Annotated in this window: 11 protein-coding genes; 6 read left to right on the forward strand and 5 right to left on the reverse strand. The window is 53.4% G+C overall.

Annotation, left to right across the window (positions count from 1 at the left end):
- Positions 1-143: 143 nt before the first annotated feature.
- The 4 genes from Q4E40_RS18880 to Q4E40_RS18895 form a co-directional block, all read right to left on the reverse strand.
- Positions 144-2,546: a glycoside hydrolase family 65 protein gene (locus tag Q4E40_RS18880; protein WP_303414426.1), complete on the reverse strand. Its 2,403-nt coding sequence runs from the start codon at positions 2,544-2,546 to the stop codon at positions 144-146.
- Complete coding sequence (gene otsB / locus Q4E40_RS18885) at positions 2,539-3,360, reverse strand: trehalose-phosphatase (protein ID WP_303414428.1); 822 nt, start codon at positions 3,358-3,360, stop codon at positions 2,539-2,541. The genes Q4E40_RS18880 and otsB overlap by 8 nt, the downstream gene beginning before the upstream one ends.
- 31 nt (positions 3,361-3,391) lie before the next feature.
- Entirely contained in the window at positions 3,392-4,138 is a 747-nt protein-coding gene (locus Q4E40_RS18890; protein WP_303414429.1) for an HAD family hydrolase, read from the reverse strand.
- Positions 4,139-4,240: 102 nt separating this feature from the next.
- A complete protein-coding gene (locus Q4E40_RS18895; protein ID WP_303414431.1) occupies positions 4,241-4,429 on the reverse strand; it encodes a hypothetical protein in 189 nt (62 codons plus the stop codon).
- Between the two features lie 237 nt (positions 4,430-4,666).
- On the opposite strand from Q4E40_RS18895, the gene pgi reads away from it, so the two are divergent.
- Together pgi and Q4E40_RS18905 are read left to right on the forward strand one after the other, a co-directional pair.
- Positions 4,667-6,316, forward strand: a complete 1,650-nt coding sequence (gene pgi / locus Q4E40_RS18900) for a glucose-6-phosphate isomerase (RefSeq protein ID WP_303414434.1) — start codon at positions 4,667-4,669, stop codon at positions 6,314-6,316.
- A 48-nt stretch (positions 6,317-6,364) separates the two neighbouring features.
- Positions 6,365-7,963, forward strand: a complete 1,599-nt coding sequence (locus Q4E40_RS18905) for a hypothetical protein (RefSeq protein ID WP_303414435.1) — start codon at positions 6,365-6,367, stop codon at positions 7,961-7,963.
- A 197-nt stretch (positions 7,964-8,160) separates the two neighbouring features.
- Here the strand turns inward: Q4E40_RS18905 and Q4E40_RS18910 are convergent, their stop codons facing one another.
- On the reverse strand, positions 8,161-9,228 hold the full coding sequence (locus tag Q4E40_RS18910; protein ID WP_303414437.1) for a DNA topoisomerase IB: 1,068 nt from the start codon (positions 9,226-9,228) through the stop codon (positions 8,161-8,163).
- Between the two features lie 141 nt (positions 9,229-9,369).
- Between Q4E40_RS18910 and Q4E40_RS18915 the strand changes: the two genes are divergently transcribed.
- The 4 genes from Q4E40_RS18915 (at position 9,370) to Q4E40_RS18930 (ending at position 14,971) form a co-directional block, all read left to right on the forward strand.
- Positions 9,370-9,780 (forward strand): hypothetical protein, encoded by a 411-nt coding sequence (locus Q4E40_RS18915; RefSeq protein ID WP_303414439.1) that lies wholly within the window; start codon positions 9,370-9,372, stop codon positions 9,778-9,780.
- Positions 9,781-9,869: 89 nt separating this feature from the next.
- On the forward strand, positions 9,870-12,719 hold the full coding sequence (locus Q4E40_RS18920) for a M16 family metallopeptidase (RefSeq protein ID WP_303414440.1): 2,850 nt from the start codon (positions 9,870-9,872) through the stop codon (positions 12,717-12,719).
- Positions 12,720-12,937: 218 nt separating this feature from the next.
- Entirely contained in the window at positions 12,938-13,774 is an 837-nt protein-coding gene (locus tag Q4E40_RS18925) for a M48 family metalloprotease (RefSeq protein ID WP_303414443.1), read from the forward strand.
- 57 nt (positions 13,775-13,831) lie between these two features.
- Positions 13,832-14,971 (forward strand): App1 family protein phosphatidate phosphatase, encoded by a 1,140-nt coding sequence (locus Q4E40_RS18930; RefSeq protein WP_303414446.1) that lies wholly within the window; start codon positions 13,832-13,834, stop codon positions 14,969-14,971.
- Positions 14,972-15,047: the final 76 nt, after the last annotated feature.

Consider the following 15,047-nt stretch of genomic DNA (forward strand, 5'->3'; position numbering starts at 1 on the left):
GATCGTCCACCATAGGTCATCCTGGTTCTGGCGATCATACAGTCATCTACTCATCTGTACTTTAACAGTTGCTGGGCTCTCAAACCAGGAATCACAGGAATCAGGTATAGGTATAGCCAATCCTTAGGCGAATCCCTTTTACTTCAGCGCCGGAGGTCGAACTCTTTTACATCGCCGGTTTTGAAGGTATATATCGCACCGCGCACCCCGATTTTCACTTCCTTGGACCAGCCTCTGTCAAATTTGATGATCAGTTTATCGCGGGTAATATTCAGCTCAAGCCTGTGTCCGCGATAGCGGAACTGTAGGTTGAGGCAGGGCATTTCATCTGGAAGCACCGGGTTAAGCCACAGCACATTGTCGCGGATCTCCAGGCCCGTGTAAGCGCGCTGCACCAGGTCTACCGTGCCGGCCATGGCGCCGAGGTGTATGCCTTCAGCCGTGGTGCCTCCCTGTATGTCTTCCAGGTCGCTCATCAGGGCCATCTCAAAGTTTGACCATGAGCGTTTTCGGTCCGACCGGGCCAGCACCCAGGCGTGCACGATCTTGCTCAACGTGGAGCCATGCGAAGTGCGCTTTTCGTAATAGGCAATGTTTTCAGGTATACGCTCGGGCTTAAAGTCGTAGTCAAGCTGTTTGAAAATGGAGAGCAATTCCTCAGAAGAAAACAGGTAGAAGAGCATCAACACATCGGCCTGTTTGCTGGCTTTGTACCTGTTCACGCTGTCGCCTTCGCTTTCGAGGATGCGATCGAGGCGCATGGCCTCGCCGTATTTAGCCTTGTACTTACCCCAGTCGAACTCCTGCAGCTGGTCGTAACCGTCGAATTGCGCAATGATCCTGGTATCTTCCAGAAAAGGCACGTACATGCGCTTGCCGATGTCTTCCCAGCGTGTCAGGTCGTCGGCCGTAATGTGCAGCTTGGCAAGCAGTTCTTCGTAGCGGGTGTCGTCGATCACCTCTTTGAGTTGCAGCGCCTTTTGGATAACCCAGACAGCCAGCATATTGGTATAGGCGTTGTTGTTCAAGCCTACTTCCTCAGAATCAGGGTATTCGGTGTGGTACTCGTCAGGCCCCACTACATGCAGGATCTCGTAGCGACCGGTCCCCTGGTTGAGAGTAGCGATCGTTGACCAGAACTGCGCGATGTCCATCATCAGCTCAGCACCATGGTAGCTTAGAAAATCGATGTCATCGGTGGCCTGGTAGTAATGCCATACATTGTAGGCGACGGCCGAGCTGATGTGCCGCTGCAGGAACGTGTTGTCGGGTAGCCAGCGGCCTGACTGCGGATTGAGGTGAATGACCTGGCTTTCCTCGCGACCGTTGCTGCCGCTTTGCCACGGAAACATGGCTCCTTTATACCCGGCCACTTTTGCGGCACTGCGGGCCTCGTTCAGACGACGGTAGCGGTACATGAGCAACCCCCGGGTGATGGCGGGCAGGTGCAGGTTTAGGAAAGGAAAGATAAACAGCTCATCCCAGAAAATGTGCCCCCTATAGGCCTCGCCGTGCCAGCCACGGGCAGGAACGCCTACGTCCAGGTCGACGGTGTGGCCCGAAACGGATTGCAGCAAATGGAAAATGTGCAGCCGCAGAACAGATTGTACTTTGGTATTGCAGGCCGTGTCGAGGTCGCAGCGGTTCCAGATGCGTTGCCACGCCCGCTTGTGCCCTTCCAGTGACTCCTCAAACGTGCCCTGCCGGAAGCTGTTGGTGCAGGCATCCTGCAGAGGCTCCGATATGGCCCAGTCGCGGGAGGTATAGATCAGCACGCTTTTCTCGAGTCGTAGGGGCTGGCCTTCAACAGCCTGCAGCTTAAACTGGTGTTCCACATAGCCTTGTTCAATCTTGGTCTGAGGCAACACACCGCTCGCTTTTCCATCCAGGTATACCTTGGTGCGGGCCACCTGCGCCATGCGGGTCTTGGACTGCACGGTCTGCACCACCAGGTACATGGTCTCCTCGTCGTGCTGGCCCTGTTCCAATGTTTCGAGGTGCTGACTGGCCAGTGCGCGGTAACGGGCCACGCCACTGTTGATCACGCGTCCGTCGAGGGCGGCCCGTACTTCTATTTCACCCGACCAGTTAACCGGCGTCAGCTGCCACTCCAGCACTGCCAGGTGCGGATCCGCCATGCTGACGATGCGGCGGGTGTTGAGCTTCGATTCGTGGCCTTTGCTGTCGCGGAAGTGCACATAGCGGCAAAGTAAGCCGTGCTGCATATCGAGCTCCTGCTTAAAATCCAGCACATCGACGTCATTTATGTGAAACCACTCCTCGCCCGGCTGCCGGAAGGAAACAGGCAGCCAGTTCGGCCAATTCACAAGGTCTTCATTTTCGATCTGCTTGCCGGCCACTTCAGAAGTGAGCCGGTTGTAGCCACCAGCCAGGTATGTACCGGGATAATGTACCTCCGGCTCCGCGCTGGCCTCCTCAAATGCTCCCCGGGTGGCAATATAGCCGTTCCCTAAGGTGCAGAGCGCTTCGCGCAGGGTCTGCTCTTTCGGAACCCATTTGTCATAGATGATGCTCCAATCAGCCATTACGTTGTGTCTTGATGGTATCTGTCAGGTCTTCCAGGAAAATACGCACTTCGTCCACACTCTCCAGGCGGTAGGTAGCGGCTGTTCTGTCGGCGTGCTCGCCCACCAGTACACCTATACCTATCCCTTGCAGCTCTGCAAAAGCGTCTTCGTCGGTTATATCGTCCCCAATGTAGAGCGGCATGTATTTCCCATCGTTTAAACCCAGCTCTTCCATCAGCCACATCACGGCTTTGCCTTTGTGCCAGTCAATGTTCGGCTTGAGCTCGTAGATCTTTTTGCCATGGCCGATCTTCAGCTCCGGCATAGCATCCAGTACTTCGTCCACAGCCTTCCTGACGGCTTCCACCTGATCGTCGGCCACATTGCGATAGTGCACGGCAATTGCGTACCGCTTCCGCTCCACCAGACTGCCCGCTATACCTTGTAGCTTTTCCTGCAGGATGCCATCCGCTTTGTCCAGCGCAGGCAGGGCGGTTTTAGCGCCTCCGGGTTCAGAGGCCATACCTCCCGGACCGGTGATGTCGAATCCGTGTGAACCGGCAAAGTATAAGTTGTCAAGCTTGACCAGTTCCTCCACGTTCCGGCGGTCACGCCCGCTGACAACGGCCACTTTGGTTACGGCAGCCAGCTCGTGCAGGGCAGTCCGCATCTCATCCGACAGAATGGCCATTTCAGGTCGCTGCACGATGGGCGTCAGGCAACCGTCGTAGTCTAGGAAAATGGCGGGGGTTTTGCCCTGCAACTGGGCTTTGAGTTCGTTGAGTTGGCCGAGGGCCGATGGCAGTTCGTGGGCCTCACGTTTCTGTATCATGATGTTGGATTAGAGATCGGTGTCGGGATGTTTATACCTTGGGAAATTCCTGGATCACCAGGTCAGCGCCACCCGCTTTCAGAGCGGCTTCGTCGTGGGTGCGGTCTACACCTACTACCAGGCCGAAGCCGCCGGCTTTCGCGGCCTGTACTCCTTTGCGAGCATCCTCGAATACGGCGACCTCCTGGGGGGCTATACCTAAGCGGCGGGCGGCTTCCAGAAAAACATCCGGGGCGGGCTTGCCTTTCAGTCCCAGCTGTGAGGCTTGCAGCCCATCGACGTGCTCTTCAAACAGCTGCGCTATACCTGCGGCATGCAGCACATCCACACAATTTTTGCTGGCCGAGATAATGGCTGTGCGTAAACCGTTTTGTTTCTGTTGTTTGAGCCAGGCGATGGTATCATCATATACATCGACCCCTTCCTGCCTGACCAATTCCTGAAAGTACATATTTTTCAGGTTGCCTAGTCCTCCCACTGTTTCTTGTCCCTCCTCGTCTTCGGGTGCGCCCTCTGGCAAACGGATGCCGCGCGACTCCAAAAAGTTGCGCACGCCGTCGTAGCGCGGAATGCCGTCAATGTGCTCCCGGTAGTCGGTTTCAATGTCAAGCGGCTCGTAGTGCTTGCCCTCTTTCTCGCCGCGCTTCTGCAGGTAGGCATCAAACATGCGTTTCCAGGCCTGGGCGTGTACCCGGGCAGTCTGCGTCACGACACCATCGAGGTCAAAAATCAAGGCTTTGATGTTTTTGTCCTGGAGATTCTGCTGAAGCGTATTCATTTTTTCGGTTAGTTAAAGATCAGGGTACCAGATGGGCGTTAAGCCTGGGGTATAGTTTAGGTATACTTGGCTGCGTGAGCCTCATAAAGAATCAATAAGCGCCTAAGGTATACCTTCTGTGCGCTCATGCGGCGGCACGTCAGGCGCCTGCTCCGGGTGGGTGGTCTGGTGCTGTTCACCGGTTACCTCCTTCGGGTGGGTCGGTGGGGTTCTTTTTCCGTCGTCTTCACGCAGAATTTTGGCCTTTGGCGATGATTTATCGTTTGGCTGGTCCTTTTGTTCCTCTTTCATGGTCTGGGGCTTTTGGTGTAACATTCCAGTAAGCTTCATACGCATGAACTCGCTTCATCGAATGAAATCAACCGGTCTTAGACCTACGCAGGAGTCCGCCAAATGATACCTTTCCTGTGCTAGCTGCCCAAATTAACGTATCTTTATACCTGAAAGACTATATTTCCTGCTCATTCCGAAAAACCTTGCAGGCCCTTTAAGAGTAGTTCCTGCCGTAACACCTTGACAATTTAAAACATGCTACACACCGACAATCCGACCCATACCAACGCCTGGAAAAAACTGGAAACTCACTTCACTGAACTGAGGCAAAAGCACTTGCGCGATTTGTTCAAGGCCGATCCGGATCGCTTCAAGAAATTCTCGTTTGAGGTAGACGGCACGCTCTACGATTTCTCCAAAAACCGCATCACGGAAGAAACGCTGGATCTGTTAACTGATTTAGCCGAGGAAACTAACGTACCGGCTGCCATCGAGAGCATGCTGCGCGGCGAGAAAATCAATGCCACCGAAGGCCGTGCCGTGCTGCACACTGCCCTGCGCAACTTCACGGATCAGGAACTGATCGTGGATGGCGAGAATGTGCTGGAGGAGGTGCGGGATGTGCAGCGCCAGATGAAGGACTTCTGCGACCGCCTGCACAGCGGCGCGTGGACCGGCTATACCGGTAAAAAAGTGCAGCACGTTGTGAACATAGGGATTGGCGGCTCGCACCTGGGCCCGCAGATGGTGACCGAGGCGCTCAAAAAATACCAAAAGCCGGATATCGAGGTGCACTTTATCTCGAATGTGGACGGCACCGATGCGGCCGAGGTCCTGCGGAAAGTGGATCCGGAAACAACCCTCTTTATCATTGCCTCCAAAACCTTCACTACGAAAGAAACGATTGCCAACGCCCACATGGCACGCAGCTGGTTTCTGGCAACGGCCAAAGACGAGGCGCATGTCAGCAAGCACTTTGTGGCGCTCTCCACCAACACGGAGGCAGTTTCTAAATTCGGCATCGCCCCGGAAAACACCTTCCGCTTCTGGGATTGGGTAGGCGGGCGCTTCTCGCTCTGGTCGGCCATCGGCCTGTCGGTTGCTTGCGCCATTGGCTATGACAAGTTCGAAGAGTTGCTGCGCGGTGCCGAGTCCATGGACAAGCACCTAAAAAATACCCCGATGCGCCAGAACATACCGGTGCTGATGGCTTTGCTGAGCGTGTGGTATACTAACTTCTTTGAGTCGCAGTCGCATGCTGTGCTGCCTTATGACCAGTACCTGCGCCTGTTGCCGGAGTACCTGCAGCAATTGCAGATGGAAAGCAACGGCAAGACCGCCATGCGCAACGGCGAGTATGTCAACTTCCAGACGCAGCCGGTGATCTGGGGGGCGGCCGGTACCAACGGACAACACTCTTTCTTCCAGCTGATTCACCAGGGCACTGTCCTTATACCTTCCGATTTTCTGGCTCCGGTAAACAGCCACAACCCGATTGGCGAGCATCACCCGATGCTGCTCTCCAACTTCTTTGCCCAGACGGAGGCCCTGATGAAGGGCAAAACCGAAGCGGAAGTGCGTGCCGAATTGGAGAAGAAAGGGATGGCCGGTGAAGAACTAGAGCAACTGGTGCCACACAAGATATTCGAGGGCAACAAGCCGTCCACCTCTATTATGTTCGACTTGCTGACGCCCTATAGCCTGGGCAGCCTGATTGCGATGTACGAGCACAAGACCTTTGTGCAGGGTGTGATCTGGAACGTGTACAGTTTCGACCAGTGGGGCGTAGAACTGGGCAAGCAACTGGCCGGCGCAATTGAAGAGGAACTGCTCAACGATAAGACTGCCGAGCACGACAGTTCCACAGCCGGACTGATTAATTACTACAGACAAAAACGCAAATAGGCGAAAACCTTGTGGCAAGGCTGCGTTTAAGGATGGTACCTATACCTTATGCAGCACCTATACCTTAAAACGACGCTTCTGCTGCTTCTCACACTCTTGCTAAGCAGTTGCGCCGACGATAATTTTTACCAACAAGACGCTTTGGTGCAGCCGGGGGAGTATGACCTGCCCCCGGCCGGCGCCGACAGCGTATGGGTAGTGGCAGGCCGCCACTACGACCGCAACTGGCTGCACCGCCTTTTCTGGGGCAACCACCACCGCGATAGCTGGACCACCCCCGTTCAGCTCCCCGTGTTTGACCTTTCCCGGGTGAAAGGCGGCATGAAAGTCGTCAAGAAAGGCGGCGGCTTCCAAACCAGCAGTTTTCAGCTTCAGGACAGTCTCGGCCGCATTTATGCCTTCCGTTCCATCGACAAGAATCCGGTGCAGGTACTGGCCAAATTCTGGCAACCAACCTTCGTCACCAACATCCTCCGCGATCAAATCTCGTCTGCCAACCCCTATGGGGCCTTAATCATACCTGACTTGGCCGAAGCGGCTGGCGTTTTCCACTCCTCCCCCGCCCTCTACTATGTTCCAAAGAGCGATACAGCTTTCGGAGTATACGCCGAGGCGGTGCAGGGCAAGGTATACATGCTCGAGGAGAAATTTGATGGCATGGCCGACACCTTGCGCATATTTGGGAATGTGGCTGGATTTGCGGACTCCGAAGATGCCTTGCGCGATCGTTATGAGACCAACACCCATCATTTCGATCAGAAGGCCTTTGCCCGCGCCCGGCTCCTGGATGTGCTCGTCGGTGACTGGGACCGCCACAAAGGCCAGTGGGACTGGGCTGTTTACGCAGAGGGCACTGATACGATCTATAAGCCCATCCCCAAGGACCGTGACCAGGTCTTTTTGAAAATGAAAGACGGCGCTATACCTGCCATCGCCACCAGCAAGCTGATGGCCCGGAAGTTCAACTCTTTCGGACCGAAGATCAAAGATGTGAAAGCCCTGATGATCAATGCCCGGTTCATTGACGAGCGCCTGATCCATGAACTGACCCGCGAGGAATGGGTGGCCATTGCAAAGGATATGCAGGAAAAGCTGACAGATGTAGTGATTGAAAAGGCGGTTCACAACCTGCCTCCGCCCATCTATACCTTGAAAGGAGCGGATGTCATTCAAAACCTGAAAAACCGGCGCGACCAACTCCCTGAAGTGGCTGCAGAAATGTATGAGATCCTGGCCAGTGAGGTCACTATTGCCGGCACTGACCAACCGGATATCTTTCGGGTTCGAAGATTAGATGATGACCGCACTGAAGTAACCTTAAGCCGCCCCGCCCAAAACGGTACACCTGGAAAGGTCCTTTACCAGCGAACATTCTTCCGGAAAGAAACCGAGAAGATCACGTTGCATGGCCTCAGTGGTGGTGATGTATTCTTAGTGGAAGGCGATGTGGCCGAAGGGATATTGGTAGAGGTATACGGTGGCCTCGGAGAAGATGAGATCACGGATAAATCCACTGTGGAAGGGTGGCGCAAGATGACCCACATCTACGACACCGAGCGCGGCAACGAAATCGACTTCGGCACCGAAGCCAAAGACCTGACCACCCGTGATGTTAGGGTGCATGCCTATGACCGGGAAGGAAATTAAAGGTTGAAAGTTAGAGTTTTTAGGTGTTGGAGAGGGAAGGAATCTGAAACCGAGCGGACAGATGTCAGTATGTTTTATCTGTGGTAACAGGCTAAAAACTTAAACTCCCTTTTAGGAGCACACTGATCTTATTTCGTTATAAAATGAGTAGTCAATGCAGCCTATACCACTCTTAAACTTTCTAACTCCCAAACTCCTCAACTCTTCAGGCTTTTCTCCAGCATTTTCAGCACAAAATTTTCCATATTCGTGAGATGTTCGGTCTTGGATTTGGTGGGATCGTGCTTTTTGAGGAAGCTCATCAGTTTGTCTTCCCGGAAGAGGTTCACCACTTCAGGGTGAATGTAGTATTTGCTGCAGACCGTCGGCGTGTTACCAAGGCCCTTGGCCACCTCCTTCACCGCCTCTTTTATACCTTTCTCCTTGTCGATCTCAGGCTTCTCGTCGATGACGCGCTCCAGGCACTCCACCATGCGCACGGTGCCACCCCAGGTCCTGAAATCCTTCGCTGTGAAATCATAAGCGGTCACCGCCCGCAGGTATTCATTCACGTCCCCTGACTCCAACGTTTGCCGCTCGCCGGCTTCGTCATAATACTGAAACAGGTCATAGCCCGGTATCTCTTTGCACTTCTTCACGAGCTGCGCCAGTCGCCTGTCTTTCAGGTCAATTTTCTGCTCTACCCCTTTCTTGCCCACAAAGGAAAAGGTGACGGTGTGGCCATTGAACGTCACGTGCCGGTCGCGCAGCGTGGTAAGCCCATACGATTTGTTTGATTTGGCATAAGCGCGGTTGCCGACCCGGATCAGCGCGTTGTCCATGATCGACACGACCAGCGCCGTCACTTTGCGCTTGTCGAGCTGACGGGACTGTATGTCTTGCTGAACCTGCTCGCGTAGCGTGGGCAATGACTTACCAAACGTGATCATGCGGCCGAACTTGGTCAGGTTGCGGGCATGCTGCCACTCATTGTGGTAAATATACTGCTTGCGCCCTTTGTCATCACGCCCGGTGGCCTGCAAGTGTCCCCGGGCAGTTTTCGCGATCCAGACTTCGGTCCAGGCAGGCGGTATCACCAGCTTTTTGATGCGCTCAAGTGTCTTTTCGTCTGTCACCTTCTCACCTTTTGAGTCGAGGTAGTAGAAGCCTGTGCCGGCCTTTTTTCGGGTGATGCCCGGCCTTTCGTCAGAGGTATAGCGCAGGCCCGCCCACTCCGCTGAGAGGGCAGGATCTTTATATAAATTGTGTAGTTCTTTCTTTGTCATTCGCTCAGGCATTAGGCGCCTGCTGCCTATAATACATAAAACCCATGCAAAAGTTATCAGCGATAGAAGCTGCCTAACAGCTTTTGCCTATACCTCCTCAACATTTCCGCTTATATTTGCCTCTGCATAACGATATACTCCATGACCATCCATAAACAGATTTCTTACCTCTACGCTTTTTTTGGTGTGTTCCTGCTGGGCTGTGGCGCTGTGGCCGTAGACGTAGCCGGCGAGCAGGCCCAAACCGCCCTCTTCACAGGTATAGCCGGTGGCCTGCTGGCGCTGGTGGCAGGTCACTTCCTGAACAGAAAACAGCGCTGGGGTTTCTTGCTCGGCACCGGCGAGGCAGGACTGCTCACGCTGCTGCTGGGCTGGCGCTCGGGCACCTATTTTATTCGCCTGCTGGAGATGGTGCAGGAAGCGCCGGAGCCCAACTCCACACACACCGCAGGTATGGCTTTTCTGCTAACAACGGCCATGCTGGTGGTTGCTTTGCTGACACTGGCCGTGTCCGTTATGTTCGCTAAACAGGTGTTTGCCGAGACAAAATAGGCGTTCGTCTATATTTTCTTATAGCATTAAACCTTTATGTGTTATATTGGTCCTAACACAAGACCAATCGTTCACCTAAAACAAATTATATGCTACAGAAAATCGGTTTGAGTATCGTGCTTACGGCCAGTGTGGTCAGTGCAGCCGAGGCGCAGACAAAACTCGTGGAGAAGGTAACCAAGAAAAGCGATGAGCTGGTTATACCTTACGAAAAGTATAAACTGGCCAATGGCCTCACCCTGATCGTGCACGAAGATCACTCCGATCCGGTAGTGCATGTGGACGTAACCTACCACGTAGGCTCCGCCCGCGAAGAAGTAGGCAAGTCCGGTTTCGCGCACTTCTTTGAGCACATGATGTTCCAGGGCTCCGACAACGTAGCCGACGAGGAGCACTTCAAGATCGTATCGGATGCAGGTGGTACGCTAAACGGCACCACCAACCGCGACCGCACCAACTATTTCGAAACCGTACCGAGCAACCAACTGGAGACAGCGCTGTGGCTGGAGGCCGATCGTATGGGCTTCTTGCTGGACGCTGTAACCCAGAAGAAATTTGAGGTACAGCGCGAAACCGTGAAAAACGAGCGTGGTCAGAACTACGACAACCGTCCTTACGGACTCGTGTACGAGAAAACATCACAGCACCTTTACCCGCACGGTCACCCTTACTCCTGGACCACGATCGGTTACATCGAAGACCTGAACCGCGTAAACGTAGAAGACCTGAAAAACTTCTTCCTGCGCTGGTACGGACCAAACAACGCAACGGTAACAGTAGGTGGCGACGTAAACCCGGCTGATGTAGTGAAGCTGGTGGAGAAATACTTTGGCGCTATACCTACCGGCCCGGCCGTGCAGGACATGAAGCCAATGGTTGCTTCGCTTAACGCAGACCGCTATATCTCTTACGAAGACAATGTGCGCTTCCCGATGCTGCGCGTAACGTACCCGGTGCCGGAAGCTGGTCACAAAGACGAGCACGCGCTGGACGTACTGGCTGAAATTCTGGGACAGGGACGTAACTCTATCTTCTACAAAAACTTTGTGAAAGAGCAGAAAGCCCTGCAGGCTTCTGCCATGAACTCTACCTCGGAGCTTGCCGGTGAATTTGGTATCAGCATTATGGCCTATCCAAACAGCACTTTGGCTCAGATGGAGGAGCTCCTGCGCAAGTCTATCGCTGAATTTGAAACACGCGGTGTGACCGACGAAGACCTGCAGCGCTACAAAGCCTCTGCTGAGTCGAGCCTGGTGAACAGAATGGCAAGCGTGAGCGGCAAAGTGTCACAGCTGGCTTCTTACGAAACCTTCCGCAACAACCCGAACTACCTGCAGGAAGAAATTCGCCGTATCAACGCGCTGACCAAAGCAGACGTGATGCGTGTGTACAACCAGTACATTAAAGGCAAGCCTTCCGTTATCCTGAGCGTGGTGCCGAAAGGTAAGCCAGAGATGGTGGCCAAAGCCGACAACTATACGGTTGACACCAAAGTATCAGTAGCCGAGCCGCAGGACTACAGCGTCCTGAGCTATACCAAGGCAGTGGACACATTCGACCGCACCAAACGCCCGGTAGCGGGTCAGGCCAAAGCCGTGAGCGTACCGAACTTCTATACTTCGAAGTTCAAGAACGGCATGAAGGTGATCGGTACCAAATCGGACGAGATACCAACCGTAACGCTGCAGCTGACTATACCTGGCGGACACCGCTTGCTGGCCAATAACACGGGCAAAGCAGGCATCGCTTCGCTTACAGCGTCTCTGATGAACGAAGACACCGAAAACTATACTTCGGAAGACTTCACCAGCGAGCTCGACAAACTGGGTAGCTCGATCCGCATCGGCTCCGGCACTGAAGACACTTATGTAACGGTGCAGTCGCTGAAGAAGAATCTGGACAAGACACTGGTGCTGCTCGAAGAGCGCCTGTTCCGTCCGAAGTTCGCACAGGATGACTTTGATCGCCTGAAGAAGCAGCAGCTGGAAGGTATAGCCAACCAGTCCACACAGCCGACGGCCATTGCCAGCAGCGTGTACAACAAACTGCTTTATGGCGATAACCACATCATGGCCATCCCAACCTCGGGTACAACAGAGTCAGTAACCAGCATCACACTGGATGATGTGAAGCAGTTCTACGCGGCCAACTTCACGCCTACTGGTTCTGAGCTGGTAGTGGTAGGCGATATCAACGAGAAGGAGATCATCGGCAAACTGGACTTCCTGAAAAAATGGAAGAAGAAAAATGTGACCGTGCCTGCTGACGTGAAAGCGCCCGCTAATGCAGCCACCAAAATCTATTTCGTGGACAAGCCGGATGCCGCACAGTCCGAAATCAGGATTGGTTACGTGGGCATGCCTTACGACGCGACCGGTGAGTACTACAGAACTTCGCTGATGAACTTTGTGCTGGGTGGTGCCTTTAACAGCCGCATCAACCTGAACCTGCGCGAAGACAAAGGCTATACCTATGGTGCCCGCTCCGGCTTCGGTGGCAGCCGCTTTGCAGGTCCGTACACGGCTTCTGCCGGTGTGCGTGCCGATGCCACGGCTGCTTCTGTAGTGGAGTTCATGAAAGAGATCAACGATTACAGAACCAAAGGCATCACAGAAGATGAACTGCAGTTTATGAAGAACTCGATCGGTCAGTCAGATGCCCGCCAGTACGAAACGCCTGCCCAAAAGGCGAACTTCCTGGGCCGCATCCTGCGCTACGACCTGAAGAAGGATTACGTAAGCAAGCAGACACAGATTTTGAATAACATCACGAAGCAAGAAATTGACGCTTTGGCAGCCAAGCACCTGCCATCCGACAAGATGCACATCGTGGTAGTGGGCGACAAGAAGACGGTACTGCCTGAACTGCAGAAACTGAGCTACGAAGTGGTGGAGCTGGATACCAACGGCAACCCCGTAGGTACCTCATCCGTAAAATAAACCATACTACACTTAGAAAAAGCCCCTGAAATTCAGGGGCTTTTTTATTTGCACCGATTTCTGGGTTGTTTACTTCAGCGCACCTTCCAACCATGGCTAATTTTAATCCGTAAGGGCATACTAAAATCTATTCGCTTTAGTTTTAAGCCAGTCGCAGGGTATGTTTTTACAGCCTATACCTGCGCATAGCTAAAACTCATTTTACCACTCTTAATCAAATGATGAAGTATATCAATCGTACTACGCCCTGGCTGCTTGTCTTTGTCAGCGTGTTTTTCATGAGCAGTTGCAAAGACAATGAGGGCGTGATCTTCTCCATTCAGGACGACATCCGACTGGGTGAGCAAGTTTCGCAGCAGGTTGACTCTACCTTCCGCGCACAAGGCAAGCTGCTGGAACGCACCTCTACCAACGCCAATGTAAAAAAAGCATACACCCACCTCGACCGCATTGTGAACCGTGTGCTCAGCTCCGGCGAGATCAAGTACAGGAACGAGTTTGTCTGGACGGTGAAGATCATTGACGATCGCGAAACGCTGAACGCTTTCGCAGCGCCGGGAGGGCACATTTATGTATACACTGGCTTGATGAAGTTCCTGGATGACGAAGACCACTTTGCCGGGGTGCTGGCCCACGAAATTGCCCACGCCGACAAGCGCCACAGTGTGCAGCAGCTGCAACGCGACTATGGTATAGCCCTGCTGCTCTCCGTAGCTCTTGGCAACAATGCAGGCACACTACAACAAATTGCCGCCCAACTGGCAGGTACACTGGCCGGTCTGCGTTTTAGCCGGGGAGCCGAGACTGAGGCCGACAACGCCTCGGTGGTATACTTGGATGGTACCGATTACTATGCCTGCGATGGTGCAGCCGGTTTCTTTGTGAAGCTCAACTCCCAGGCACAGGGAAGCAACCCGCCTGAGTTCCTGAGCACGCACCCGAACCCGGACAACCGCGTAGAAAACATACAGCAGCAGGCCAAGCAGCGCGGTTGCGCGACAGACGGAGCCGCCAACACGGACTTCAATGAGCTGAAAAAAAGCCTGAACCTGTAACACGCAAAGGTCTGTCGCAAGGCAGGCCTTTCTGTTTCACCTCTATACCTGCCGACTATGAAAAAGATAAAGACTACTGCTGCGAAGGCTATTTTGAAAGCAGAGGAAAGCTTTGACACCCTGACATTTAATCTGCGTCGCAAGCTCAACATGTTCGGGCCGCTGCACATCATGGCCTACCGCAGCTATGGCACCCCTACCCGCCTGTATGTGAAAGGCCGCGTGCTGGTCGATAAGGGGATTACCTTGTCAGAAGAGAATGATTCGCTTTGGGAGAATATCCTGAATATGTACAAGCGTTTCAACAGCCGTGAGATACCGGGAGCACGTGTAGAGCTGTGTCTGGGAGATCAGAAGCATGAAATCACAACGGATGTGGAAGGCTATTTTGTACTGAACCTCGCACCTGAAAAGCCGCTTGAGTTATCGGATATATGGCACACCATTGATATCACCCTTTCAGCATCTCCGGTTGAGATGGAAGGTCCGGTAAAGGCGCAGGCACATGTGCTCGTTCCACCTCCAGATGCCGAGTATGGCATCATCAGCGACATAGACGACACCATCGTGCGGACGGGCGCCACGAGCCTGCTGCAGACCGGCCGGAACGTACTCCTCAACAATGCGCACTCCCGTATACCTTTCCACGGGGTGGCCTCCTTCTACAAGTCCCTGCAACTGGGGCGTAATGGCAAACGCAACAACCCATTCTTCTATGTCTCGAGCAGTCCCTGGAACACGTACGACCTGCTATACCATTTTCTGGAGCTGAACGAAATACCACAAGGTCCGCTCCTGCTTCGCGACTTCGGAATAGATGAGAGCAAGCTTGGCTCCTCCGACCACATGAGCCATAAATACAAGGAAATCGAGAACATTCTGATCACCTACCCGGAGCTTAAATTCATTTTAATTGGTGACAGCGGGCAACAGGATGCCGAAATTTACGCCGAAGTAGTGCGAAAGCACCCGGGCCGCGTGCTGGCCATCTACATTCGGGATGTGAACATCGAGAAACACACCACCAAAGTAGTCAGCATCTTCGACGGGTTTAAGGATAGCAAAGAAGTAGAAATGGTACTTGTGAAACAGACCCCGGAAGCCGCTGAACACGCAGCCAAATGCGGTTACATCTTCACGGAAGAAATTCCGGAAATAGCCAGAGAAACTAAAGTGGATGCCGAGGGAGATGAGTAATTTAGGGATTGAGTGAGTTGGTGATGGAGTGAGTTCCAATTGTTGATTGTTAAATTGTTAATTCAATGATTGAAAT

The organism is Pontibacter coccineus (genome assembly GCF_030546575.1).
GTDB lineage: Bacteria > Bacteroidota > Bacteroidia > Cytophagales > Hymenobacteraceae > Pontibacter > Pontibacter coccineus.

Bases quoted from the DNA above. Each gene is read 5' to 3' on its own strand.
- Q4E40_RS18880 (WP_303414426.1), bottom strand. From the start codon at position 2,546: ATGGCTGATTGGAGCATCATCTATGACAAATGGGTTCCGAAAGAGCAG.
- otsB (WP_303414428.1), bottom strand. From the start codon at position 3,360: ATGATACAGAAACGTGAGGCCCACGAACTGCCATCGGCCCTCGGCCAA.
- Q4E40_RS18890 (WP_303414429.1), bottom strand. From the start codon at position 4,138: ATGAATACGCTTCAGCAGAATCTCCAGGACAAAAACATCAAAGCCTTG.
- Q4E40_RS18895 (WP_303414431.1), bottom strand. From the start codon at position 4,429: ATGAAAGAGGAACAAAAGGACCAGCCAAACGATAAATCATCGCCAAAG.
- pgi (WP_303414434.1), top strand. From the start codon at position 4,667: ATGCTACACACCGACAATCCGACCCATACCAACGCCTGGAAAAAACTG.
- Q4E40_RS18905 (WP_303414435.1), top strand. From the start codon at position 6,365: ATGCAGCACCTATACCTTAAAACGACGCTTCTGCTGCTTCTCACACTC.
- Q4E40_RS18910 (WP_303414437.1), bottom strand. From the start codon at position 9,228: ATGACAAAGAAAGAACTACACAATTTATATAAAGATCCTGCCCTCTCA.
- Q4E40_RS18915 (WP_303414439.1), top strand. From the start codon at position 9,370: ATGACCATCCATAAACAGATTTCTTACCTCTACGCTTTTTTTGGTGTG.
- Q4E40_RS18920 (WP_303414440.1), top strand. From the start codon at position 9,870: ATGCTACAGAAAATCGGTTTGAGTATCGTGCTTACGGCCAGTGTGGTC.
- Q4E40_RS18925 (WP_303414443.1), top strand. From the start codon at position 12,938: ATGATGAAGTATATCAATCGTACTACGCCCTGGCTGCTTGTCTTTGTC.
- Q4E40_RS18930 (WP_303414446.1), top strand. From the start codon at position 13,832: ATGAAAAAGATAAAGACTACTGCTGCGAAGGCTATTTTGAAAGCAGAG.